The 23,821-nt window shown below is 72.5% G+C and carries 21 protein-coding genes and 2 riboswitches; of the genes, 12 read left to right on the forward strand and 9 right to left on the reverse strand.

What is annotated here, in order from left to right; genetic code table 11:
- Window positions 1-7: 7 nt before the first annotated feature.
- From AB0K14_RS38805 to AB0K14_RS38825, 5 genes are all read right to left on the reverse strand, one after another.
- Window positions 8-994 (reverse strand): LacI family DNA-binding transcriptional regulator, encoded by a 987-nt coding sequence (locus AB0K14_RS38805; RefSeq protein ID WP_360464782.1) that lies wholly within the window; start codon window positions 992-994, stop codon window positions 8-10.
- A gap of 81 nt (window positions 995-1,075) precedes the next feature.
- Window positions 1,076-2,164, reverse strand: coding sequence for a GNAT family N-acetyltransferase (locus AB0K14_RS38810; protein WP_360464784.1), 1,089 nt, complete (start codon window positions 2,162-2,164; stop codon window positions 1,076-1,078).
- Between the two features lie 77 nt (window positions 2,165-2,241).
- Window positions 2,242-2,631, reverse strand: a complete 390-nt coding sequence (locus AB0K14_RS38815; protein WP_360464787.1) for a hypothetical protein — start codon at window positions 2,629-2,631, stop codon at window positions 2,242-2,244.
- Window positions 2,632-2,704: 73 nt separating this feature from the next.
- Window positions 2,705-3,805, reverse strand: a complete 1,101-nt coding sequence (locus AB0K14_RS38820) for a winged helix DNA-binding domain-containing protein (protein ID WP_360464790.1) — start codon at window positions 3,803-3,805, stop codon at window positions 2,705-2,707.
- Entirely contained in the window at window positions 3,802-4,197 is a 396-nt protein-coding gene (locus tag AB0K14_RS38825; protein WP_360464793.1) for a hypothetical protein, read from the reverse strand. The genes AB0K14_RS38820 and AB0K14_RS38825 overlap by 4 nt, the downstream gene beginning before the upstream one ends.
- 121 nt (window positions 4,198-4,318) lie before the next feature.
- On the opposite strand from AB0K14_RS38825, the gene AB0K14_RS38830 reads away from it, so the two are divergent.
- The 3 genes from AB0K14_RS38830 to AB0K14_RS38840 all read left to right on the forward strand — a co-directional run bounded on the left by AB0K14_RS38830 (window position 4,319) and on the right by AB0K14_RS38840 (window position 9,603).
- Window positions 4,319-4,876 (forward strand): DM13 domain-containing protein, encoded by a 558-nt coding sequence (locus AB0K14_RS38830; RefSeq protein ID WP_360464796.1) that lies wholly within the window; start codon window positions 4,319-4,321, stop codon window positions 4,874-4,876.
- 247 nt (window positions 4,877-5,123) lie between these two features.
- Window positions 5,124-6,116 carry an AraC family transcriptional regulator gene (locus tag AB0K14_RS38835; RefSeq protein ID WP_360464799.1) on the forward strand — a complete coding sequence of 331 codons (993 nt, stop codon included), beginning with the start codon at window positions 5,124-5,126 and terminating at the stop codon, window positions 6,114-6,116.
- Window positions 6,117-6,231: 115 nt separating this feature from the next.
- Complete coding sequence (locus AB0K14_RS38840; RefSeq protein WP_360464802.1) at window positions 6,232-9,603, forward strand: phosphodiester glycosidase family protein; 3,372 nt, start codon at window positions 6,232-6,234, stop codon at window positions 9,601-9,603.
- A gap of 217 nt (window positions 9,604-9,820) precedes the next feature.
- Here the strand turns inward: AB0K14_RS38840 and AB0K14_RS38845 are convergent, their stop codons facing one another.
- From AB0K14_RS38845 to AB0K14_RS38855, 3 genes are read right to left on the reverse strand one after another with little or no spacing between them, the layout of a single operon-like run.
- Window positions 9,821-11,884 (reverse strand): 3-hydroxyacyl-CoA dehydrogenase NAD-binding domain-containing protein, encoded by a 2,064-nt coding sequence (locus tag AB0K14_RS38845; protein WP_360464998.1) that lies wholly within the window; start codon window positions 11,882-11,884, stop codon window positions 9,821-9,823.
- Complete coding sequence (locus AB0K14_RS38850; protein WP_360464996.1) at window positions 11,884-13,086, reverse strand: acetyl-CoA C-acetyltransferase; 1,203 nt, start codon at window positions 13,084-13,086, stop codon at window positions 11,884-11,886. The genes AB0K14_RS38845 and AB0K14_RS38850 overlap by 1 nt, the downstream gene beginning before the upstream one ends.
- Before the next feature lie 56 nt (window positions 13,087-13,142).
- Complete coding sequence (locus AB0K14_RS38855) at window positions 13,143-13,595, reverse strand: GNAT family N-acetyltransferase (RefSeq protein WP_360464994.1); 453 nt, start codon at window positions 13,593-13,595, stop codon at window positions 13,143-13,145.
- A gap of 136 nt (window positions 13,596-13,731) precedes the next feature.
- Here AB0K14_RS38855 and AB0K14_RS38860 point away from each other — a divergent pair, with 136 nt between their 5' ends.
- The 8 genes from AB0K14_RS38860 (at window position 13,732) to glyA (ending at window position 20,853) form a co-directional block, all read left to right on the forward strand.
- Window positions 13,732-14,880: an acyl-CoA dehydrogenase family protein gene (locus tag AB0K14_RS38860; protein WP_360464991.1), complete on the forward strand. Its 1,149-nt coding sequence runs from the start codon at window positions 13,732-13,734 to the stop codon at window positions 14,878-14,880.
- Window positions 14,880-16,019, forward strand: a complete 1,140-nt coding sequence (locus AB0K14_RS38865; RefSeq protein WP_360464988.1) for a CaiB/BaiF CoA-transferase family protein — start codon at window positions 14,880-14,882, stop codon at window positions 16,017-16,019. The genes AB0K14_RS38860 and AB0K14_RS38865 overlap by 1 nt, the downstream gene beginning before the upstream one ends.
- A 419-nt stretch (window positions 16,020-16,438) precedes the next feature.
- The gene (locus tag AB0K14_RS38870; protein ID WP_181319924.1) at window positions 16,439-16,600 is read left to right on the forward strand and encodes a hypothetical protein; all 162 of its coding nucleotides are present in this window, start codon (window positions 16,439-16,441) and stop codon (window positions 16,598-16,600) included.
- A 201-nt stretch (window positions 16,601-16,801) separates the two neighbouring features.
- Window positions 16,802-17,290, forward strand: a complete 489-nt coding sequence (locus tag AB0K14_RS38875) for a helix-turn-helix transcriptional regulator (RefSeq protein WP_360464986.1) — start codon at window positions 16,802-16,804, stop codon at window positions 17,288-17,290.
- Between the two features lie 110 nt (window positions 17,291-17,400).
- Window positions 17,401-17,778 (forward strand): hypothetical protein, encoded by a 378-nt coding sequence (locus AB0K14_RS38880; protein WP_360464983.1) that lies wholly within the window; start codon window positions 17,401-17,403, stop codon window positions 17,776-17,778.
- Window positions 17,779-17,793: 15 nt separating this feature from the next.
- Entirely contained in the window at window positions 17,794-18,096 is a 303-nt protein-coding gene (locus tag AB0K14_RS38885; protein WP_360464980.1) for a DUF3817 domain-containing protein, read from the forward strand.
- 63 nt (window positions 18,097-18,159) lie between these two features.
- A riboswitch (glycine riboswitch) is annotated at window positions 18,160-18,247 on the forward strand.
- Window positions 18,248-18,346: riboswitch (glycine riboswitch) on the forward strand.
- 122 nt (window positions 18,347-18,468) lie between these two features.
- Entirely contained in the window at window positions 18,469-19,572 is a 1,104-nt protein-coding gene (gene gcvT / locus AB0K14_RS38890; protein WP_360465004.1) for a glycine cleavage system aminomethyltransferase GcvT, read from the forward strand.
- 15 nt (window positions 19,573-19,587) lie between these two features.
- Complete coding sequence (gene glyA, locus AB0K14_RS38895; RefSeq protein WP_360464977.1) at window positions 19,588-20,853, forward strand: serine hydroxymethyltransferase; 1,266 nt, start codon at window positions 19,588-19,590, stop codon at window positions 20,851-20,853.
- A gap of 105 nt (window positions 20,854-20,958) precedes the next feature.
- Here the strand turns inward: glyA and AB0K14_RS38900 are convergent, their stop codons facing one another.
- Window positions 20,959-21,606, reverse strand: coding sequence for a hypothetical protein (locus tag AB0K14_RS38900; RefSeq protein ID WP_360464974.1), 648 nt, complete (start codon window positions 21,604-21,606; stop codon window positions 20,959-20,961).
- 118 nt (window positions 21,607-21,724) lie between these two features.
- Here AB0K14_RS38900 and AB0K14_RS38905 point away from each other — a divergent pair, with 118 nt between their 5' ends.
- Complete coding sequence (locus tag AB0K14_RS38905) at window positions 21,725-23,812, forward strand: prolyl oligopeptidase family serine peptidase (protein WP_360464972.1); 2,088 nt, start codon at window positions 21,725-21,727, stop codon at window positions 23,810-23,812.
- The last annotated feature ends 9 nt before the right edge of the window (window positions 23,813-23,821 follow it).

Genomic DNA, 23,821 nt, shown 5'->3' on the forward strand with positions numbered 1-23,821 from the left:
GCGGCGACTACGCGGACTCGCGCCGGACCAGCACCGTGGGCAGCACCTCGCGCCGGGCCCGGATGGACTCGCCGCGCAGCAGTCGCAGCAGGTGGGTCACCATGTGGCGGACCTGGGCGCTGGTGTCCTGCCGCACGCTGGTCAACGACGGGGTGGTGTGCGGCGCGATCATCGGGTGGTCGTCGAACCCCACGATGGCCACGTCCTGCGGCACCCGCTTGCCCGCCTCGCGCAACGCGTCCAGCACGCCCGCCGCCATGTGGTCGGACGCCACGAACGCCGCGTCCAGGTCGGGTACCCTGGCCAGCAACGCCTCCATGGCCTTCCTCCCGCCCTCGCGGGAGAAGCCGCCGTCGGCCGTCATCACCGCGGTGGTCTCGTCGTCCGCGCCGACCGCCGTGCGCCACCCGGCCAGCCGGTCCATCGCCGAGTGCTCGTCCAGCGGCCCGGTCACCGACACGACCTTCTTGCGCCCCAACGAGATCAGGTGCTCGGTGGCCAGCAGGCCGCCGCCCTCGTTGTCGTGGTCCACGGTGTGCAGGCCGCGCAGCGAGCCCCACGGCCGACCCGCGTACACCACCGGCAGCGGCAGCTTGCGGGCCACCGTCGGCAGCTGGTCGCCCTTGTGCGGTGCGAACAGCAACGCGCCGTCCACGTGCCCGCCCGCGAGGAACCGCTCGGCCCGCGCCTGGTCCTGCGTCGAGTGCACCAGCATCAGCACCATCTGCACGTCCGCGTCGGCCAGCGACCGTGCCGCGGACCGGATCAGCCAGGCGAAGTGCGGGTCGTCGAAGATCTTCGGCTCGGGCTCGGAGAACACCACGGCCACCGCGCCGGAACGCCTCGTCACGAGCGCCCGCGCGGCCTGGTTCGGTTGGTAGCCCAACTCCATCACCGCCGCCGTGACCGCCTCGTGCGCCTCCGGGCTCACCCTGGGCGACGCGTTGAGCACCCGCGACGCCGTCGCACGGGAGACGCCGGCCTTCGCCGCCACGTCCTCCAGCGTGGGCCTCGCGCCTGAGTGCGATTGAACCGACACGAGCACCACTCCTCGACGATCGCCTACGAACCCAGCTTAGCCGGAGGCGACCTGCCGGGAAGCGCTCTCAAGACGACCCGGAGCGGTGACCCGCGGGTGCTCGGTGGCGATCGACACCCGCAGCAGCCCGTCCTCCCGCCGCACCGACGTCGGCAGCCCGGCGCGGGCCGCGGTGCGGACCAGTCCGGTCTCGGCGGGCAGGCACCAGCCGACCAGCTCGCGCCGCCCGTCCGCCCGGGCCGCGCCGGCCAGCGAGCGGAGCAGCGCGGTGCCCACGCCACGACCCTGCCAACCGTCCTCCACCAGCAACGACACCTCGGCGCTGTCCGGAGTGGACATCGGGATGAGCTGCCCCATCGCGACCACCCGGTCCGCGCACTGGGCCACCATCGTGCTGCCGCGCGGCGGGCTCAGGAGCCGGTGCAGCCAACGCCTGGGCACCGTCCGCACACCGGCGTGGTAGCGGTGGAACAGGGTGCCCATCGAGCAGCGGGAGTGCAGGTCGGCGACCGCGTCCTCGTCGTCCGCGCGGCCGGGCCGCAGCACCAGCGCCATGCCGTCCTCGGTCAGCAGCGCGGTCGGCCGCGGCTCCGCCGCGCCGCGGGCGGCGAGCAGGTCGATCAACACCTGCCCGCGGGCCAGCTCCACCTGCGTGAAGGGGGCCCAGCCGCGTCGCGCCAGGAACACCGCACCGTCACGGGTCACCAGTCGCGCGGTGTTGGCTTGCGCCGCCTCCGGCGTCGCGCCCTCCTCGGTCACGGCCACCACCGAGTCGGCCGCCAGCACGGTGCGCAGCGCGTCGGACACGGCGTCGGGGTCGTGCAGCGCGTGCCCGGCCGCGCGCAAGGCCGCCGTCGGTGCGTCGACCAGGTCGTGCAGGTCGGCGGCGGTGATGCCGACGCAGCGGCCGCCCTCCGCGCGCACCGCGTCCACCAGGTCCGCGGGCAGCAGGCCCGGCCCCGCCTGGACCACGAGCTCGTCGATGACGCCGCCGGGTACCGGCAGCACGGACAGGGCCAGCACGTTGCAGTCCTGGTCCGCGAGCCGGATGGTCACCCGAGCCAGGGCGCCGGGACTGTCGTCCAGCTCGACCCGCAGTCGCCAGGTCTTCGGTGTGGTGTCCATGGCCCCAGGCTGCTCGACGGACGTTGCCGGGAGGGGACGCGGGCGTTTCGGCGACGTTGAGGCTTGCCGCGCGCGGGTCAGTCCCGGCAGTGCGGTGGCGGCAGCGGGTTGAGCGGGCTGCACGGCCACTCGGTGTTGCGCACGGTCGTCGTCGTGGTCGTCGGGGGCGGCGTCTGCGGCGGGCTCTCCGGCGGTGGCGGCGGCGCGGCCGGTGGCGTCGTCGTCGTGGTGGTCCGGACCGCGGTGGTCGAGCTCGGCGGCGACGAGATGGCGTCCGTGGTGACGGCGCTCGGCGGCGTGGTGGAGCTGATGCCGCCGCCGGTAGCCGGCCGACCGGTGATCCACGTCGAGGCCGGGGTGTCGGCCTGCTGGTCGTCGTTCACCCCGTCGAGGTACACCCCGAGGAGAACACCCGTCAGCGCCGACGCCGCCACGGCCAAGCCGCACGTGGCCCACAGCACCCGCACAGCAAGCCTCCTTACAGAACGCGCTTGTGGCGCAACGGTGAGCGGCTGAACAGTACCGCCCGTCGGACCCGTCCTACTCGGCCCAGTGCACCTCGGCCCGGTCGCCCAGCCGGTCCACTTCGTCGAGCACGGCTTTCCGCGCCGCAGCGGACAACGAGCGGAACGGTCGCACGGTGACGGCCGTCCGTCGACCCCGGCGCTCCTGCGACCAGACGCCGGCCATCATCCCGTTCACCAGGAGTACCGGGGACAGCCATCCCTGCGGTCGGTACACTTGTTCAGGCGTCCCTCCATCGAGAAAGTGCGTGGCTTGCCGTGTCGCCGCGACGACGTACTGGTCGAACGCGGGCAGCAGCCGGACCGTCTCGACCGGCTCCGCCGCGCGCAAGCCCTCGACGTCCTCGGCCCGCGCCCAGCAGGCCGTGCCCTCGACGTCCAGCGGCTCGACCCGGTCGCCGAGCGCCTTGAGCACCCGGCCGCCCTCCGCCGGCTGCACGCCCCACCAGCGCGCGAAGTCCTCCCTGGTCGCGGGCCCCTGCTGGGCCAGGAACCGCAGCGCCACCCGCTCGACCGCGCCGTCGTCGTCCGCCAGGTCGACCCCCAGCCACGTCCGCGGCGCGGTGAACCGGACGAGCTGCCCCTCACCGGGCCCGAAGACGAGCCTGCCCCGGAACGACGCGGGCTTGAGGTACGCGCCCCAGCTCTCGCGCAGCTTCTCGCCGATGTGCGCCGACGTGCGCGCGGCGACCTCGTCGGCCAGTTCGGCGCGGGTGAGCACGCGGTCCGCCAGGACGTCGCCGACCGCGTCGACCAGCGCGGTCAGCTCCTCGGCGGTGATGTGGAAGTTCCGCAGCCACACGGGCTTGAGGTAGTGCCGGTAGGTGGCGAAGCCGGCCTGCCACAGCGGGTACTCGGCGGCGGGCAGCAGGTGCAGGGTCCCGCGCATCGACCAGGTCTTGACCAGCGTGCGGTCGACCCACAACGCCCGTTCCACGGCGTCGTCGGCCAGGTCGTCCACGCGTGCGCGCAACGTGGCCTCGGCGGACGACATCAGCTGCGCGTGCAGCCCGCAGAGCCGCGAGACGACGTCCAGCGCCTCGGCGGCCGGTCGACGGGCGTCCAGGCCGTGCCTGCGGGTGCGCCAGGCCGCCACCTGCCGCCAGGTCACCGTCATCGGCGCTCGCCCCGGGCCTGCGTGGCCGTGAGCCTGCGTTCCAGCACCGCCGTGCCCAGCACCCGGGCCAGCACCAGCCCGGCGCCGGACAGGCCGGCCACCAGCACCGCGCCGGTCATGTGCCAGGTGGGTGCGTCACCTGTACAGGTGAACACTTCCGTGAACTTGTCCGAGGAGCAGGTCACGAACGGCACGGAGGCCAGCCCGATGCTGGCCGCCGCGACCCCGCCGAGCAGGGCCGACCCGAACGTGCGCATCAGCGGGAACGCGGCGTTGGCCGCACCGACCGCGGCGATCGCGAACAGCAGCGGCACCGGGTGCGGGAAGGGGCCGAACGCGGCGCAGCCCACCATCAGCGCGCACACGATCGCCAACCCGGCCCGTTCACCCACCCGGCGACCCTAACAACGCGGGCCTGCGAGGCGTCAGAACTTCGTAAGCCGATTTCGGCCGCGTCCGGCCGCCCGATTCGCCAGAGTTGTCCGTGAACGAGACGACTCCGGAAGGCATGCGATGTCCAAGCGGGTAGTGGTGGTCGGGGTGGCGGGCGTGCTGGTGGTCGCCCTGGCGGTGGGGTTGTACCTGTTCCAGCCGTGGCGGCTGGTCACCGACCGGACCGCCGACGAGGCGCTGCTCGTGCCGCCGCCGACGACCTCGGCCGCGACGACGAGCGCACCGGCGGCGGCCTCGGCCACCACGACGACGACGCCGCCGCCACCGCCCGCCGGTCCGGTCGCGTTGGCCGCAGGACCGTTCCGCTCCCTCGACTACGCCACCACGGGCAGCGCCACGTTGGTCCAGTTGGCCGACGGCAAGCGGGCGGTGCAGTTCGAGGCGCTGGACACCAGCGACGGCCCGGACCTCTACGTGTACCTCTCGGACAAACCCGCGGACGCGCCCGAGGCGGCCTTCGGCTCCGGTTTCACGAAGTTGGGCAAGCTCAAGGCCAATCGGGGCAACCAGGTCTACGACGTGCCCGCCGGAGTGGACCTCACGGCGGTCCGCAGCGTCGTGATCTGGTGCGAGAGGTTTTCCGAGGGTTTCGGGGTAGCACCCCTGGAACAGGGCTGACACATAGGTGAAACAAATGCGCAATGGTCTGTGCCATATATAGCCTTTTCGACGTATTGACGTATCTGGTCTAGACCACCTAGAGTAGTGAGCACCACAACGTCCCTCGTTGGTGGGCGGGCGGATGCCCCATCGACGAGGAGCCGGCTCACTGGGGTGGGCCACCGTGGCGGCGGCGCGGCGCTTTCTCTCCCCGTTCCGCGCCGCCGCTCACGGCCCGCTGTGACGGTCGTGCACACTGTGAGTGATGCTCACCAGGACCATCGCCATCCACTACGTGAACGCGGCGCTGCGTGGCGCGGTGCGGCGTGGCGTCGACGTGACCGGGCTCCTGGCGGCCGCGGGCATCGGTGAGGCCCTGCTGGCCGACGAGCGCGCCCGGGTCACGCCCGCCCAGTACACCCGGCTCGTCCAGACGCTGTGGGACGTGCTGGACGACGAGTTCATGGGCCTGGGGCCGCGGCCGAGCAAGCGCGGGACGTTCCCGACGATGTGCCTGCTCGCGGTGCACTGCGCGTCCCTGGAGGACGCCCTCCGGCGCGGCCTCGCGTTCTACGAGCTGTTCGACGTGCGGCCCGCGATGACCCTGGGCGAGCAGCACGGCGCGGCGGTGTTCACCCTGTCCACGACGGGGGTGGACGACCCGGACCGGTTCCTGGTCGAGTCGCTGCTGGTGCTGTGGCACCGGTTCTCGTCGTGGCTGATCGGGCGCCGGATCCCGTTGCGCGGGGTCGACCTGTCCTATCCCGAACCATCGCACGGCGCGGAATACCACCTGATCTTCGGCGCGCCGCTGCGGTTCTCCGCACCCGCCACGACGTTGACTTTCGACGCGCGGTTCCTGCGGATGCCCGTGGTGCAGGACGAATCCGCATTACGGCGGTTTCTGCGCAATTCTCCCGCCGAATTGCTGTCCCGGCGCGATTACGGCGCGGACGCGTCCAGCCAGGTGCGGCGGATGCTCGGCGGCGGGGTGGTGGGCCTGGAGAACGTGGCCGCGCGGCTGGGGATGAGCGCGCCGACCCTGCGGCGGAAGCTGGCGGCCGAGGGCACGTCGTTCCGCGAGGTGCGCGAGCAGTTGTTGCGCGACCAGGCGGTGGCCAGCCTGGTGCGCGGTGGCGAGTCGGTGGAGGAGCTGGCGCTGCGGCTGGGCTTCTCCGAGGCGAGCGCGTTCCACCGGGCGTTCAAGCGGTGGACGGGCGCCAGCCCCGGCGCCTACCGGGGCGGGGCTGTCGGCTGATCCCGCCGGGCGGCCGGCCGGGTCGACAACTGCGGCCGAACGGGCGTGTCCGGCGAATCGTCAACACGGTGGACTTGCAGTGCGTAAGTTCCTCACCCACCCTGCGGGAGTGCCCGTGTTCCCACGCCCTCGCTCCACCGCCCTGGCCTCGGTGCTGGTCCTCGCCCTGTCGGTGGCCACGCCGGCGGCACGCGCCGAGCCGCCACCACCGTCCCCGGTCGACCTGCCGGGTGTCGCGGTCGCGCCCGCCGTCGACCCCGCCCGCCGCATCGAGACCGCCCGCACCACCCGCCCGGTCGCGCCGGGCGTGTCGCTGAGCTCGTTCGACTGGTACGAGCCGGGCGGCGCGGGTGGGTGGATCCGCGGCGACGCGCTCACCGTCGACCTCACCGCCGGCACGAGGGTCGACTACCTGCACCCCGGCCGGGTCGCCGCCGCCGAACCGCTGTCCGCGCAGGCGGACCGGACCCGCGCGGTGGCCGCCGTCAACGGCGACTTCTTCGACATCGACAACTCCGACGCGCCACGCGGCGTGGGCGTCCAGGACGGCCGCACGGTCAAGTCGCCGGTCGCCGGGCACCGGCGCGCGGTCGGCCTCGACGCGGCGGGCGTCGGCCGGGTGATGGAGGTGTTCTTCGACGGTCGGATCACCCGCGAGGACGGCACCTCGATCCGGTTGCACCAGCTCAACAGCGCCGCCGTCGAGGCCGGCGGCATCGGCCTGTTCGACCCGATCTGGGGCTCCTACAGCCGGGCGCGGGCGGTGGCGGGCGCCTCCCGCGTGACCGAGGTCGTGCTGCGGGCGGGCGTGGTCACCGAGCGGCGTGACCGGGCTGGTGACGACCCGGTCCCCGCGGACGGCCAGGTGCTCGTGGGCCGGGAGGCGGGCGCCGACGCGCTCGCCACGCTGGCGGTGGGACAGCGGGTCGCCGTGGAGCACACGACCAAGGCCGACGACGGCAGCGCGCTCCGTGCCGCGATCGGCGGGAACCAGTTGCTGATCAAGGACGGCGAGGTCGTCGCGCCCGCCGACCCGCTGCACCCCCGCACGGCGGTCGGGTTCTCGGCCGACGGCAAGAAGATGTTCCTGCTCACCGTGGACGGCAGGCAGGGCGCGTACCTGCTCGGGCTGAACCTCAAGGACGTGGCCGCGATCCTGCTGGAGATGGGGGCGCACAACGCCCTCAACCTCGACGGCGGCGGGTCGTCCACCCTGGTGGCCCGCACGCCCGGCGCGGAGTCGGTGGTCGTGGAGAACACGCCGTCCGACGGCGGCGAGCGGCCCGTGCCCAACGGGTTGGCGCTGTACGCGCCCGCCGGCAGCGGCTCGCTCACCGGCTTCTGGGTGCGGACGGCGATCGACCCGCGCGCCGCGCCGGGGTCGGGCACCGTGCCCGGCGGTCACCCGGAGCGGGTGTTCCCCGGCCTGACCCGGCGGTTGGTGGCCGACGGGCACGACGAGACGTACGGCCCGGCGCGGGACGACGCGCACCGGTGGCGGACGGCCCGTGCCGACGTGGGGCGGGTCGATCCCGACGGTGTGTTCCACGCCCACCGGCCCGGCACCACGAAGGCCGTGGCGCACCGCGGCGGCGTGACCGGCGAGGTGGAGCTGACCGTGCTGGGCCCGTTGGCCGGGCTGTCGACGACCACGAGCAGGGTGAGCCTGCCCGAGGTGGGCGGCACGACCTCGTTCGGCGTGGTCGGGCGGGACGCCGAGGGGTTCACCGCGCCGGTCGAGCCCGCGGACGTCGTGCTGCACTACGACCGCTCGGTGATCGACGTCGTGCCGGAGGCCGACGGCGCGCTGCTGGTCACGGCGGTGCGGCCGGGTGCGACGACGGTCGAGGCGCGGGTCGGGGCGCACGTGGTGCGGGTGCCGGTGACCGTGGGGGTGGAGGAGCGGTTGCTCGCCGGGTTCGACGACGGCGCGGCGTGGACGTTCGGCTCGGCGCGCGGGTCCGGCTCGGTGGCGCCGGTGTCCGAGGGGCACACCGGGGCGGGCCTGCGGATGTCGTACGACTTCTCGCGGTCGACCGGCACGCGGACGGCGTACGCGATCCCGCCCCGGCCGATCGAGGTGCCGGGGCAGCCGCTGGCGCTGGGCGCGTGGGTGTACGGGCACGGGCGCGGTGAGTGGACCGCGTTCACCGTCACCGACTCGTCCGGGCTCAGCCGTTCGCTCTACGGGCCGTACATCACCTGGACGGGGTGGCGTTACCTGGAGGTGCCGGTGCCGTCCGGACTCGCATTCCCCTTGCGGGTGAACAGGTTCTACACGATCGAGACCACAGCGGACCGGCAGTACACCGGTGAGGTGATCGTGGACGACATCGTGGCCGAGGTGCCGCCCGCGGTGGAGCTGCCGGTGGTGGAGGAGCCCGCGGACCGGTTCGTGGTGCGGGACGGCACGGTGGCCGACCGGCCGTGGCGGTTCGCGGTGATGTCCGACGCGCAGTTCGTGGCGCGCGCCCCGGACAGCGAGCTGGTGCGTGCGGCGCGGCGGACGTTGCGCGAGGTCAAGGCGCAGCGGCCGGACTTCCTCATGGTGAACGGCGATTTCGTGGACGAGGCGTCACCCGCGGACCTGGCGTTGGCGCGTCGGGTGCTGACCGAGGAGCTGGGCGACGAGCTGCCCTGGTACTACGTGCCGGGCAACCACGAGATCATGGGACCGGGCACGGTCGACAACTTCCGGCGCGAGTTCGGCGCCACCAACCGGGTCTTCGACCACAAGGGCACCCGGTTCGTGCTGCTGGACTCGTCCACCGGCACGGTGCGCGGCGGCGGGTTCGACCAGGCCGTGATGCTGCGCGACGCGTTGCGCGACCACGGTTCCGCGCACTCGGTCGTGGTGGTGGAGCACCACCCGCCGCGCGACCCGACGCCGACCAAGGGGAGCCAGCTGGCCGACCGGATGGAGGCCGACGTGGTCGAGGACTGGTTGGCGGAGTTCCGGCGCACGACCGGCAAGGGCGCGGCGTTCATCGGTGCGCACGTGGGCCTGTTCCACGCCTCGCGGGTGGACGGCGTGCCGTACCTGGTCAACGGCAACTCGGGCAAGGCGCCCGCGGGAGAGGCGGGTCGGGGCGGCTTCACCGGGTGGACGCTGCTGGGCGTCGACCCGCGCCTCGGCGACTCCTGGCTGGCCGCCGAGATCCGTCCCCACGTGGACGCCCTCACCCTGACCGCCGAGCCCACCACCCGCGTCGGCGGCCCGACCAGGGTGACCGCGTCGATCACCCAGGGTTCGCGCCAGGTCCCGGTCGCGTACCCGGTGACCGCGGACTGGTCCGGTTCGCCGAACCTGCACGTGGGTCCGGCACCCGGCCTGCGGCCGTGGCACGTGGCGTGGCTCGACCCGGAAACAGGGGCCCTGACCGCGCTGCGCCCGGGCCGGGTGACGATCGCCGTGACCGTCAACGGCGTGACCCGACGCGCCGACCTCACCACCGCTTTCCCCACCCGAACCCGCCGCACCGCCTGACCTCGCGCGAGTCGAACCTCCAACGCCCGCGTGTCCTACGTTCAGGTCCCGCGTGTCCTACGTTCAGAACACCCGAGTTCAACGCTCAGAACACGGGTGGCCGTCCTGAGCGTTGAACTCGGGGTACCTGAACGTAGGACACGCACGTTCCGAAGGTAGGACACGCGCGTTCTGGAGGTAGGACTCGCGGGACCTGGAGGTTCGACTCGCGCGGGGGTTAGAAGGGGGTGTTGTGGGTGGCGCGGTCGCGGAGGGAGGCGGGAGGGCGGAAGCGCTCGCCGTAGGTGTCGGCCAGGTAGTCGGCGCGCTCCACGAACTCCGTCAAGCCGTAGGAGTTGACGAACTGGACCGTGCCGCCGCTCCACGGCGCGAACCCGAAGCCGAACACGCTGCCCACGTTCGCGTCACCGATCGACGTCAGCACGCCCTCGTCCAGGCACCGGACCGTCTCCAACGACTGGACGAACAGCAACCTGTCCTCGACGTCCTGCTCGGTCACGCCCGCGTCGGCCCGCGCGTACCGCGCCAGCCCCGGCCACAGGAACTTCCGGCCGCCCTCCGGGTACTCGTAGAACCCGGCACCGCCGGACTTGCCGGTACGCCCCCCGGCGACCAGCTCCTCCAACACGCGGAACGCCGGGTGGTCGCCCAGCGCGCCCGCCGCGGACGGGTCGTCGGCCAAGGTCTGGTCGCGGATCTTCAGCTGGAGCGTGAGCGTGACCTCGTCGGACACGGCCAACGGCCCCACGGCCATGCCCGCCCGCCGAGCCACGTTCTCGATCAACGCGGGCGACACGCCCTCCGCCACCATCGACACGGCCTCGGTCACGTACGTGCCGAACGTCCGCGACGTGTAGAACCCCCGGCTGTCGTTGACCACGATCGGCGTCTTCCCGATCCGCAGCACGTAGTCGAACGCCCGCGCCAACGTCTCGTCGGACGTCTTCTCGCCGCGGATGATCTCCACCAGCCGCATCTTCGGCACCGGCGAGAAGAAGTGCAGCCCGATGAACCGCGAGGGATCACCCACCGCCGACGCCAGGCCGGTGATCGGCAGCGTCGACGTGTTCGACGCGATCACCGCGCCCGGCAGCGCGGCGGACTCGGCCGCCGGCAGCACCTTGTTCTTGAGTTCCCGGTTCTCGAACACCGCCTCGATGACCAGGTCGCAGCCCGCCAGGTCGGCGTCGGAGTCGGTCGGCGTGATGCCCGGCGTGTCACCGGCGCCGCGCCGCGCGGCCTCCAGCGTGACGTCCTTCAGCACGACCTCGATCCCGGCCTTCGCGCTGACCTCCGCGATGCCCGCGCCCATCATGCCCGCGCCCAGCACGCCCAACTTGGTCACCTTCGACCGCTCGACACCGGACGGCCGCGACCCGCCCGCGTTGATCTCGTTGAGCTGGAACCAGAAAGTGTTGATCATGTTCTTGGAGACCTGGCCCGACGCCAGCTCCACGAAGTACCGGGCCTCGATCCGCAACGCGGTGTCGAAGTCCACCAACGCGCCCTCGACCGCGGCGGCCAGGACCTTCTCCGGCGCCGGGTACGCGCCGTGCGTCTTCTTCCGCAGCACGGCGGGCGCGGCGGCCAGCAGCCCGTACAGGTTCGGGTCGCCCGGTCGCACGTCGGGCACCGCGTACCCGGGCTTGTCCCACGGCTGCTGCGGCGCGGGGTTGTCCTTGATCCACGCCCGCGCCTTGGCGATCAGCTCCTCCCGCGAGGACGCCAGCTCGTGCACGATCCCGGCCTGCAACGCCCGCGCCGGCCGCAGCTGCTTGCCCTCCATCAGCAGCGGCAACGCGGGCTGCACGCCCAGCAGCCGCACCATCCGGGTCACGCCGCCACCGCCGGGCAGCAGGCCGAGCGTCGCCTCGGGCAGCCCGAGCTTGATCCGGTCGTCGTCCAGCGCCACCCGGTGGTGGCACGCCAGCGCGATCTCCAGGCCGCCGCCCAGCGCGCTGCCGTTGATCGCCGCGACCACCGGCTTGCCCAGCAGCTCCAACCGCCGCAGCTGGCCCTTGACCTCCTCCAGGAACCCGAGCGCCTCGGCCGCGTTCTCCGGCGTGATCGTGATCAGCAGGTTCAGGTCGCCACCGGCGAAGAACGTCTTCTTGGCCGACGTCAGCACCACGCCCGTGATGTCGTCGCGCTCCGCCTCCAGCCGCGCGACCGCGTCGCCCATGTCCCGGTGGTACTCGGCGTTCATCACGTTCGCCGAGCCGGACATGTCCATCGTGAGGGTGACGATCCCCTCGTCGTCCCGCTCGAAGTGGATAGCCATCAGACCCTCTCGATGATCGTCGCGATGCCCATGCCGCCGCCCACGCACAGCGTGGCCAGACCCCGCCGCAGGTCCCGGCGCTCCAGCTCGTCGAGCAGGGTGCCGAGGATCATGCAGCCGGTCGCGCCGAGCGGGTGGCCCAGCGCGATGGCGCCGCCGTTGACGTTGACCTTGTCGTCGGGCAGGTCGAGCTCGCGCTGGAACTTCAGCACCACCGACGAGAACGCCTCGTTGATCTCGAACAGGTCGATGTCCTCGACGGTCAGCCCGGCCTTGTCCAACGCCTTGCGCGCGGCCGGCGCGGGACCGGTCAGCATGATCGTGGGCTCGGAGCCGATGATCGCGGTCGCGATGATCCGCGCGCGGGGCGTGAGGCCGAGTTCCCGGCCGGTGCGGGCGTTGCCGATCAGCATCGCCGCCGCGCCGTCCACGATCTGCGACGAGTTGCCCGGCGTGTGGACGTGGTCGATGCGCTCCACGGTGGGGTAGCGGTCGATGGCCACCGCGTCGAAGCCCAGGTCGCCGTGGAACCCGAAGCTCGGCTTGAGCTTGCCCAGGCCCTCCAACGTGGTCTCCGGGCGGATCGCCTCGTCGTGGTCGAGCACGACCGAGCCGTTCTGGTCGACCACGGCCACCAGCGAGCGGTCGAAGTAGCCCTTGTCCCGCGCCGACGTGGCCCGCTGCTGCGAGCGCAACGCGAACGCGTCCACGTCCTCGCGGCTGAAGCCCTCCAGCGTGGCGATGAGGTCCGCGCTCACTCCCTGGGGCACGAAGTTGACCGCCATGTTGGTCTCCGGGTCGGCCATCCACGCGCCGCCGTCCGAGCCCATCGGCACCCGCGACATCGACTCGACGCCGCCCGCCACCACCAGGTCCTCGAACCCGGACGCGACCTTGGCCGCGGCCAGGTTCACCGACTCCAGGCCCGACGCGCAGAACCGGTTGAGCTGCACGCCCGCGGGCCGCAGGTCCCACCCGGCCGCCAGCACCGCCGTGCGGGCGATGTCCGCGCCCTGCTCGCCGACCGGTGACACGACCCCGAACACCACGTCGTCCACGGCGGAGGTGTCCAGGTCGTTGCGCCGCGCCAGCGCCGCGAGCACCCCGGAGGCCAGGGTGATCGGCTTGACGCTGTGCAGCGAACCGCGCTTTCCCCTGCCACGCGGTGTGCGCACCGCGTCGAAGATCAAGGCTTCGCTCATGCACCCCACGGTAGGCACCGCGCCCGGCGCTGCCCATGACCGACCGAGGTGACTTATTAGCTCACCGGTGTGAGGAGGTGGTCCATGATCTCGCCGTCGCCCGCGAAACCGAGCCGCGCGTACAGCCGCCGTGCCGTCCGGTTGTCCCGGAACACCCGCAACTGCACCCGCGCCCACCCGTTCTCCCTGGCCCACGCCAGCACGTCGGCGACCAGTGCCTCGCCGACGCCCCGTCGGCGGAACTCCGGCATGACCCACATGGAGTACAGGTACAACACGTCGGGGTGAACCTCGTGCGGCACACCGGCCACCAGCCCGACGGGCTCCGGATCCTCCGCCACCACCCGCACCCCGTGCTCCGGCGACAGAAGGTCCCGCCACCGCGCCTCGTCGTACTCCCGCTCCAACGCCAAGGTGGAGCCGAACGCCTCGGGATCGCTGCTCAACGCGGTGAGCCGGATGTCACGCCAGGTCGCCCAGTCCGCAGGCCCCAGCCGCCGAAGTCGCATGGCACAAGTCTGGCCCACCCGGCCGCCGGCCGCGGAGCAGCGGCCACCGAACACTGACCGATCCGCTCACGATCAGCCGCCACTCTGGCGTGTCCCGGTCATGGCGGTCCGACGTCGCCGGTGGGAACGTCGGAGTATGCCTACTCGCCGTTCCGCATGGATGACCGAGGACCTGGACCAGTTGCGCGAGCTGGCCCGGACGTTCTTCGAGAGGGAGGTGGTCCCCCACCAGGAGCGGTGGGCCGCGCAGAAGCAGGTGGACCGGGACTTCTGGACCAAGGCCGGTGAGCTCGGCCTGCTCTGCCTGTCCATCCCCGAGGAGTACGGCGGTGGCGGCGGCACGTTCGCGCACGAGGCCGTGCTGCTGGAGGAACAGGCGCGGTGCGGGGACAGCGCGTGGGGCAACAGCGTGCACAGCGGGATCGTCGCCCACTACATCAACGCCTACGGCACCGAGGAGCAGAAGCTGCGCTGGCTGCCGAAGCTGGCGTCGGGCGAGTACGTCGGCGCGATCGCGATGTCCGAGCCCGGCGGCGGCTCGGACCTGCAGAACATCAAGACCAGGGCGCTGCGGCGCGGCGACGAGTACCTGCTGTCGGGCTCGAAGACGTTCATCACCAACGGTGCGCAGGCCGACCTGGTGGTCGTGGTGGCCAAGACCGACCCCGGCGAGGGCGCGACGGGCATCTCGCTGCTGGTCGTCGAGACCGCGCAGGCGGTGGGGTTCCGCCGCGGCCGGGTGCTGGACAAGATCGGGATGAAGGGCCAGGACACCGCGGAGCTGTTCTTCGACGACGTCCGCGTGCCCGCGGCGAACCTGCTCGGCACGAGCGAGGGCCAGGGGTTCATCCAGCTGATGCAGCAGCTGCCGCAGGAACGGCTGATCATCGCGGTGGCGTCGGTGGCGGGCATCGAGGCGGCGGTGGAGCTCACCCTGGCCTACGTCAAGGACCGCACCGCGTTCGGCCGGGAGCTGATCAAGTTCCAGAACACCCGGTTCAAGCTCGCGGAGTGCGCCACCGAGGCCCGTGTGACCAGGGCCTTCGTGGACGAGTGCGTGCAGGACCACCTGGCGGGCCGCCTCGACGTGCCCACCGCGGCCATGGCCAAGTGGTGGGCCACCGAGCGGCTGTGCCAGGTCGTGGACGAGTGCGTGCAGCTGTTCGGCGGCTACGGCTACATGACCGAGTACCCGATCGCGCGCGCGTGGGCGGACGCGCGCGTGCAGAAGATCTACGGCGGGACGAACGAGATCATGAAGGAAATCATCGCGAGGTCGCTCTAGTGCCGGGGCCGCTGGAGGGGCTGAAGGTGGTCGAGCTGGCGGGCCTCGCGCCCGGGCCGTTCGGCTGCATGGTGCTGGCCGACCTCGGCGCGTCGGTGGTGCGGGTCGACCGGGTCGGCGGCGCGGCCGGTTCGACCGACTCGGGGGTGCCCGTGCTGGGACGCGGGCGGCGGTCGATCGGCGTGGACATCCGCCGCCCCGAGGGCGCCGAGCTGGTGCTCCGGCTGGTCGGCGAGTCCGACGTGCTGGTGGAGGGCTTCCGGCCGGGCGTGACCGAGCGGCTGGGCATCGGCCCGGCGCAGTGCCTGGCCCGCAACCGGCGGCTGATCTACGGGCGGATGACCGGGTGGGGCCAGGACGGGCCGCTGGCCGACCGCGCCGGGCACGACATCACCTACATCTCGGTGGCCGGCGCGCTGGAGCCGATCGGCCGGGCGGGCGCGCCCCCGACCGTGCCGCTCAACATCATCGGCGACTTCGGCGGCGGCGGGCTGCTGCTGGCGATCGGCGTGCTGGCGGCGCTGTACGAGCGGGAGCGGTCCGGGCGCGGGCAGGTGGTGGACGCGGCGATGGTCGACGGCGCCGCGCTGCTGACCACGTTCCTGCACGGGATGTCGTCGGTCGGGGCGTGGCCCGGCGGGCGCGGGACGAACCTGCTCGACGGCGGGGCGCCGTTCTACGACGTCTACGAGGCGGCCGACGGCAGGTTCGTCGGCATCGGGGCGTTGGAGGAGAAGTTCTACGCCGAGCTGCTGGTGGTGCTCGGGCTGGCCGACGCACGACTGCCGTCCCGGCACGACCCGGCGAACTGGCCGGAGCTGCGGGCCCGCATCGCGGCGGCGGTGGCCACCCGCACCCGTGACGAGTGGGCGGCGCTGGCGGAGGGCACGGACGCGTGCCTGGCGCCGGTGCTGGCACCCGGCGAGGCGCCGGGGTACGGGCACAACGCGCGTCGGGGCACGTTCGTCGAGGTGGGAGGCCTGGCCCAGCCCGCGCCCGCGCCGCGGTTCGAGCGGACGCCCGCCGCGACGCCGAGCCCGCCGCCCACCCCGGGCGAGCACACCGCCGAGGTGCTGGGCGAGCTGGGGTTGGGCGAGGACGAGATCGCCGGGCTGCGGCGGTCCGGGGTGATCGGCTGAACCCCGCTCACTTCCCGCGCCGCCGGATCGGGCGGAAAAAGGGCGCGGGAAATCACCTGAAGGGGTATCGGAAATGAGTGGCAGCCGCCATCGGCCTTTGTCACGGACAGTGCGTGCGCCGGCGCATTCGTGTGATGGGCTGTGGGGGTAGGACGGTGTCGCTGCACCTCGGTGTTCGTGCGAGGGGGGTGGGCGAGTGCCCGTACCTTGGTGATCGGCGGGGCCATGGGTCCCCTTGATCGTCCGATCGGGTGACACCAGGGCCTGCTCAGGCGTGGTTGCGTGGTTGATCGGCGACCGGTCGGGCGACGACGGCGGGTTCGATCGTCATCATCCGGGTGAATGGGGGACCATGTCGGTTGACACGCCCGGAGCGGCACCCGGCCGCCCTGCCCTGTGATACGGACGGAGACCGATCAGTGAACGTCAAGAAGGTGGTGACGCTGGCGGCGGTCGCGCTGGTGCTGTTCCTCCTGATCACCCAGCCGAACGAGTCCGCCGAAGCGGTGCGCACCGCGCTCGGGTGGCTCCAGTCGGGCGCGGAGTCGATCATCACCTTCGTCCGCAGCCTCTTCGCCTGAGACGCCCGCCCGACCTCGTCGAACTCCGCTCAATGCGGTCACGATCGGTGACCGCACGCCCTGAACGTTGCACCGTACGGGTGGAATGAGGGCTATAACGCCCTGGTAACAGGGTTTTGGACAATCCAGGGTCTAGCGGTTGTCGGTACCCGCTAATACGGTGCGTCGCATTGGCTGATCTTCGACCGACGAGGAGGCAGAATGGTCGAGGACTCCGGAGTCGACGAGCTGCTGCGGCAGTGGGCGGCTGAGCGCTCGGACGACGCCGAGCTGCAGGAGGTGAACCGGATCAAGGACGCGTGGCTCGCGGAAGCCCCGCCGTCCGCGCCGGGGATCCCCGTGCAGCGGGCGAATGGCGGTCCCCGCGGCCTGGTGAAGGTCGAGTCCGCGGATCCGGCGTACGTGACGGCGATGCGGAAGCGGGCGCCCGAGGTGCCCGAGGCTCTGCTCGCGGCCGCCGCCAGCTACTGGCAGCTGGTGGGCGACCTGTCCGAGGCGGAGCAGTGGTGGGACGCGGGCATCAGCCCGCTGGACCAGCGCGCTCTGGACTACCGGGCGGCCGGGCTCACGCCCGCCGACCTCGGTCGTCGCCTCGGCCCGATGACGGTGCTCCAGCACCTGCGTCGGGGTAGCGCGGCGGCCTGGTGCGTGGCCAGGCTGCAGAGGCAACGCCGGGACGGCGTCGCTTAGGTTCCGACGAGTCGGGGCGGGCTCCTGTGGTCGAGGGGCCCTCACCGTGAGGGGCGGGCTCCTGCGCGGGGAGCCCCAGCCCCGGGGGATGCACGAAGTACTCTTGAGGCGTGCGAGGCCTCATCACTCCCAAGCGGCTCGCGATCGCGGCCGCCTGCCTGGCGTCGCTGGTCGTGTGCTGCGGCCTGGCCTACTGGCAGTGGGAGCGGTTCTCCGAGGCCGGCGGCACGTTCCAGAACCTGGGTTACGTCTTCCAGTGGCCGCTGTTCGGCCTCTTCCCGGCGTTCATGGTGTGGCGCATCCGCAGGCTGGACGCGCGCCGCAAGGCCGAGGCCGCTGACGGCGCCGTCCCGGAGCCGGTGGCCGCGCCGCCGCGACCGGTCGTTACCGTTGAGCCCGTCAGAGCGCCCGCGCCGGACGACGAGGACGAAGAGCTCGCGGCCTACAACCGCATGCTCGCCGAACTCCACGCGCGGGACCAGCGGTGAAGCGAAGGTAGGGCGATGAGCGGCGCGTTGACCAGGTTCCGGTTCATGGCTTACGTGGTCGGTGTCGGCCTGCTGCTGCTCGTGGTCGCGATGATCGCCAAGTACGCGGGCGGCAACGAGGGCATGATGCAGGTCGTCGGCCCCGTCCACGGTTTCCTGTACGCGGTGTACCTGGTGCTCACCGTCGACCTGGCGCTCAAGGCGCGCTGGTCGATCAAGGGCACCGCCCTGGTGCTGCTCGCGGGCACGATCCCGTTCGTGTCGTTCTACGCCGAGCGCAGGGTGGTCGAGAGCGTCCGGGCCGAGAAGAGCCTGTGAGCGGGGTTGACCCCGTCCGCCGCCCACCCCTAGCGTCTGGCGGTACCAACTGAACACGGCCGTCGATGTCGCGCGGGAGAGTCCCCCACCAGGGCGCCGAAGGAGCAACTCCTCCCCGGAATCTCTCAGGCACAGGTACCGCCCGACGAAGGCAACTCTGGAAAGCAGGCGCACCCGGTGCGCCTCGCCCACGGTGCAAGCCGCCCTCACCCGGTGGCGAAGCTCTCAGGCTCATGGCAGAGGGGGAGGCTCACTCGACGAGGAGTCTCCGATGGACCGTGTCATCCTTTCGACCGTGAAGTTCCCGGACGTGCCCGCGGCCGACCCGACCGGTCGGCGCGCGGGCACGTCCGCACCCAGGGAGGTCTCCGCCTGATGGAAAGCCGCCGCACGCCCCTGAACGCCGAGCACGAGGCGCTGGGGGCCATGTTCACCGACTTCGCGGGCTGGCGGATGCCGCTGCGCTACGACAGCGAGCTGGCCGAGCACCACGCGGTGCGCACGTCGGCGGGCCTGTTCGACCTGACCCACATGGGTGAGATCCGGCTCACCGGCCCGGAGGCGGGCGCCGCGCTAGACCACGCGCTGGTCGGCCACGCGTCCGCGATCGGCGTCGGCCGCGCGCGCTACACGATGATCTGCGAGGCCGACGGCGGCGTCATCGACGACCTCATCGTCTACCGCACGGGCGAGGTCGAGTACCTCGTCGTGGCCAACGCCTCCAACGCCGCCGTCGTGCACGAGGCGCTGGTCGAGCGGGCGAAGGGCTTCGACACCACCGTCGAGGACGCCTCGACCGACTACGCGCTGCTGGCCGTGCAGGGGCCGAACTCGACCGCCATCCTCGCCGGCCTCACGCCCACCGACCTGGGCACGGTCAAGTACTACGCGTCGTACCCGACCGAGGTGGCGGGCAAGCCGGTCCTGCTCGCCCGCACCGGCTACACCGGCGAGGACGGCTTCGAGCTGTTCGTCGCGCCGGACGACGCCGCGCACGTGTGGCAGGCCCTGCTGGAGGCGGGCGCCCCGCACGACCTCAAGCCCGCCGGCCTCGGCTGCCGCGACACGCTGCGGCTGGAGGCGGGCATGCCGCTGTACGGCAACGAACTCGGCCGCGACCGCACGCCGTTCCACGCGAACCTCGGTCGGGTGGTGAAGCTGGACAAGCCGGGCGACTTCGTCGGCCGCGACGCCCTGGCCGCCGTGTCCGAGCAGGGCGTGGACCAGGTCCTCGTCGGCCTCAAGACCACCTCGCGCCGCGCGCCCCGGCACGGGTACCCGGTGCTGGACGCGGCGGGCGCCCCGATCGGCGAGGTGACCAGCGGCGCGTTGTCGCCGACCCTGGGGTACTCGGTGGCGATGGCGTACGTGGCCGTCGGCAGCACCGAGCCCGGCACGGCGCTGTCGGTCGACGTCCGCGGCAAGCACGAGCCGGTCGAAGTCGTCGCACTGCCCTTCTACAAGCGCACCTCGTAAGGGAGATCCACACACATGTCCGAGCACTTCAACACCTCCCTCGCGGAGTTCGACCCGGAGGTCGCGAACGCCGTCGCCGCCGAGCTCGACCGGCAGCAGAGCACGCTGGAGATGATCGCCTCCGAGAACTTCACGCCGGTGTCGGTGCTCCAGGCTCAGGGGTCGGTGCTGACGAACAAGTACGCCGAGGGCTACCCGGGCCGGCGCTACTACGGCGGCTGCGAGAACGTCGACGTGATCGAGCGGCTGGCGATCGAGCGGGTCAAGGCCCTGTTCGGCGCGGGTTTCGCGAACGTGCAGCCGCACTCGGGCGCGCAGGCCAACGCGTGCGCGATGTTCGCCCTGCTCCAGCCGGGCGACACGATCCTGGGCCTCGACCTCGCCCACGGCGGCCACCTCACCCACGGCATGCGGATCAACTTCTCCGGCAAGCTCTACAACGTGGTGCCCTACCACGTGTCGGAGTCCGACGGCCGGGTCGACATGGCCGAGGTCGAGCGGCTGGCCGCGGAGTTCAAGCCGAAGCTGATCGTGGCCGGCTGGTCGGCCTACCCGCGTCAGCTCGACTTCGCCGAGTTCCGCCGGATCGCCGACTCGGTGGACGCGTACCTGATGGTGGACATGGCGCACTTCGCCGGTCTCGTGGCGACGGGCCTGCACCCGAGCCCGGTGCCGCACGCGCACGTCGTGACGACGACCACGCACAAGACGCTCGGCGGCCCGCGCGGCGGTGTGATCCTGACCAACACCGCCGAACTCGCGAAGAAGATCAACTCGGCGGTGTTCCCCGGTCAGCAGGGCGGGCCGCTGGAGCACGTGATCGCGGGCAAGGCGGTGGCGTTCAAGCACGCGGCGTCGCCCGAGTTCGCCGACCGGCAGCGGCGCACGGTCGAGGGCGCGAAGATCCTCGCCGAACGGCTGTCGCGGCCCGACGCGGCGGCGGCGGGCGTGAAGGTGCTCACCGGCGGCACGGACGTGCACCTCGTGCTGGTCGACCTGGTGGCGTCCGAACTGGACGGCAAGCAGGCCGAGGACCGGTTGCACGAGGTGGGCATCACGGTCAACCGCAACGCCGTGCCGAACGACCCCCGCCCGCCGATGGTGACCTCCGGCCTGCGGATCGGCACGCCCGCGCTGGCCACCCGCGGTTTCGGCGCGGCGGACTTCGCCGAGGTGTCGGACGTCATCGCGGCGGCCTTGCAGCCCTCGCCCGACCTGGCGGAGCTGCGGGCGCGGGTCGAGGTGCTGGCCGCCAAGCACCCGCTGTACCCCACGCTGTGACGGTCGTGCGCGTCGGCTGACGCCTACCGCTGCACAACGCCCTGATCCCCCGGCCAACCCCAGGCCGGGGGATCAGGGCGTTCCACAGTGGACCACCCGGGTCGACTAGGCGGCGGGAGCGGTCACCCCCGGCGGGAGGCACTCGATGTTGCGCTTGCCGTTGGGCTGCACCACGAACCAGGTGCCGCCGACGCCCTGGCCCTTCCACTGGCCCGGCGCCTCGTCCTTCGCGTAGGTGTACAGCGGCCAGCCGTCCAGGGTGACCTGGTCGGTGCCGTCGGCCCTCTTCACCGTCGAGACGAGCGCGGGGTCGACGCCCTGCAGCTGCGGCGTGCCGTTGGACAGCACGGGAGGCCACGTCACCGCGCACTGACCCTCGCAGTTGGACTTCGCCGGGTCCGGCGTGTCCTTGTCGAACCGGTACAGCGTCCGGCCGTCGCCGTCCTGCACGACCTCGCCCATCTTGGGCACGCTCTTGCCCACCAACGTGACCTGCGGGCCGGACGGCGCCGGTGCTGCCTGGCCCTCGGGTGCGGCGGCGGGCTCCTCGACAGGCGCCGCTTCCTCGCTGGTCGGAGGGGCCAGGGGCTCCTGCACGTCGCCGTAGTCGCCCTGGGCCGCGGCCCCCACCTGCTCGGTCTGCGCGACCGTCTTGCCCTGCAGGCCGGTGGCGTTGGATGTCCACATGACCAGCGCGAGCACGGCTGCCATGCCGCCCGCGACGGCGATGGCGATGCGGTTTCGTCGGATCACACTCACTCCTCCTTGGTCCGTCAATCGCTCCACCGACGACTACGGCCCTCCCGCCGGTGCGGTTCAGCCGCGGGCCGAATCCGTGAACCAGGACAGGGGGTGCCCGTAGGGTGTCCGGGTGGGCAACGAGATCTCCTTCCCGCGCCAGCACGCGCGCACCCAGCGGTTCACCCTCGGCGCACCGCGGACGTTCACCGCGGCCCCGGACGGCGCCAAGGTGTACTTCCTCCGCACCGCCGCGGCCACGAGCCGGGCGAACGGCCTGTGGGCGTTCGACACCGCGACCCGGACCGAGGCGCTGCTGGTCGACCCGACCACCCTGCTGACCGACCCCGAGGACCTGTCCCCGGAGGAACGGGCACGCCGCGAGCGCGCCCGCGAGCAGGCCGCCGGCATCGTGGGCTACGCCACCGACGGCGCCGCGCGGCAGGCGGTGTTCGCGTTGTCCGGCAGGCTGTTCGTGGTCGAGCTCGCCACCGCCGCCGTCCGCGAGCTGCCGGTCGCCGGCGCGGCCATCGACCCGCGCCTGGACCCCACCGGCCACAAGGTCGGGTACGTGGCCGACGGCGCGCTGCACGTGGTCGACCTGGGCACCGGCGAGGACCGCGTGGTCGCCTCGCCGGACGGGCCGGACGTCACCTGGGGTCTGGCGGAGTTCATCGCGGCCGAGGAGATGAGCCGCTACCGGGGTTACTGGTTCTCCCCGGACGGCGAGCGCGTGCTGGCGGCCCGCGTCGACAACGCGCCCGTGCCGCGCTGGCACATCGCCGACCCGGCCAACCCCGGCACGCCCGCCACCGAGATCGCCTACCCGGCGGCGGGAGCGGCGAACGCCGTGGTCGAGGTGGCCGTCTTCGGCACCGACCGCGCCGGTGACGCCGACCGCACCGACCGCACCGACGTGACGTGGGACCGCGAGGCGTTCCCGTACCTGAACTCGGTGTCGTGGACGTCGCACGGCAAGCCCCTGCTCCAGGTCCAGTCACGCGACCAGCGCCGGGTGCGGGTCCTCGCGGTGGACGTGGGGACCGGCGCCACCGACGTGGTCGCCGACGACACCGACCCGCGCTGGCTGGAGATCGTGCCGGGCGTGCCGCGCTGGAACCCCGGCGGCGAGCTGGTGCGCGTGCTGCCCGTCGGTGACGCGAACCGGCTCGTGGTCGGCGACCGGGCGTGGACGCCGGACGGCTTCCAGGTCCGCTCGGTGCTCGACGTGGCCGAGGACGGCGTGCTCGTCACCGCCTCCACCGACGACCCGACGCAGACGCACGTCTTCCTGGTCACCGGATCCGCCGTCACCCGACTGTCCACAGAGGATGGTGTGCACGGCGCGACCCGCGCCGGCGGCGTGCTGGTGCTGTCCCGCTCCTCGATGGACCACTTCGGCGCCGAGGTCACCGTCTCCACCGGCGGCGCGATCGGCTCGTTCGCCGAAACCCCCGTGCTGACGCCCGAAGTCCGGCTGCTGACCGTCGGCGAGCGCGACCTGAGGGCGGCGCTGTTGTTCCCGCGCGGCCACGTGCCGGGCACGAAGGTGCCGGTGCTGCTCGACCCGTACGGCGGTCCGCACGCGCAGCGGGTGGTGTCGGCGCGCAACGCCTACCTGGCGTCGCAGTGGTTGGCCGACCAGGGTTTCGCGGTCCTCGTGGTCGACGGTCGCGGCACGCCCGGCCGCGGTCCGGCGTGGGAGCGGGAGATCGCGTTCGACTTCGCGGGCGCCACCCTGGAGGACCAGGTCGACGCCCTGCACGCGGTCGCGGCGGGCGAGCCGGACCTCGACCTGACCAGGGTCGGCATCCGCGGCTGGTCCTACGGCGGCTACCTGGCCGCGCTGGCCGTCCTGCGGCGCCCGGACGTGTTCCACGCGGGCATCGCCGGCGCGCCCGTCACCGACTGGCGGCTGTACGACACCCACTACACCGAGCGCTACCTCGGTGACCCGGCCGAGCGGCCGGAGGTGTACGACGCCAACTCGCTCATCGCCGACGCGCCGAAGCTGGAGCGCCCGCTGATGATCGTGCACGGCCTGGCGGACGACAACGTGGTGGCCGCGCACACCCTGCGCCTGTCCTCGGCGCTGCTGGCGGCGGGACGGCCGCACACCGTCCTGCCGCTGTCCGGCGTCACCCACATGACCCCGCAGGAGCAGGTGGCCGAGAACCTCCTGCTGCTCCAGGTCGACTTCCTGCGCCGTTCCCTGGCCTGATGGGGGAGC

This window comes from Actinosynnema sp. NPDC050801 (genome assembly GCF_040673975.1).
Lineage (GTDB): Bacteria > Actinomycetota > Actinomycetes > Mycobacteriales > Pseudonocardiaceae > Actinosynnema.

Bases quoted from the DNA above. Each gene is read 5' to 3' on its own strand.
- AB0K14_RS38810 (WP_360464784.1), bottom strand. From the start codon at position 2,164: ATGGACACCACACCGAAGACCTGGCGACTGCGGGTCGAGCTGGACGAC.
- AB0K14_RS38820 (WP_360464790.1), bottom strand. From the start codon at position 3,805: ATGACGGTGACCTGGCGGCAGGTGGCGGCCTGGCGCACCCGCAGGCAC.
- AB0K14_RS38830 (WP_360464796.1), top strand. From the start codon at position 4,319: ATGTCCAAGCGGGTAGTGGTGGTCGGGGTGGCGGGCGTGCTGGTGGTC.
- AB0K14_RS38835 (WP_360464799.1), top strand. From the start codon at position 5,124: ATGCTCACCAGGACCATCGCCATCCACTACGTGAACGCGGCGCTGCGT.
- AB0K14_RS38845 (WP_360464998.1), bottom strand. From the start codon at position 11,884: ATGGCTATCCACTTCGAGCGGGACGACGAGGGGATCGTCACCCTCACG.
- AB0K14_RS38850 (WP_360464996.1), bottom strand. From the start codon at position 13,086: ATGAGCGAAGCCTTGATCTTCGACGCGGTGCGCACACCGCGTGGCAGG.
- AB0K14_RS38855 (WP_360464994.1), bottom strand. From the start codon at position 13,595: ATGCGACTTCGGCGGCTGGGGCCTGCGGACTGGGCGACCTGGCGTGAC.
- AB0K14_RS38860 (WP_360464991.1), top strand. From the start codon at position 13,732: ATGCCTACTCGCCGTTCCGCATGGATGACCGAGGACCTGGACCAGTTG.
- AB0K14_RS38875 (WP_360464986.1), top strand. From the start codon at position 16,802: ATGGTCGAGGACTCCGGAGTCGACGAGCTGCTGCGGCAGTGGGCGGCT.
- AB0K14_RS38885 (WP_360464980.1), top strand. From the start codon at position 17,794: ATGAGCGGCGCGTTGACCAGGTTCCGGTTCATGGCTTACGTGGTCGGT.
- glyA (WP_360464977.1), top strand. From the start codon at position 19,588: ATGTCCGAGCACTTCAACACCTCCCTCGCGGAGTTCGACCCGGAGGTC.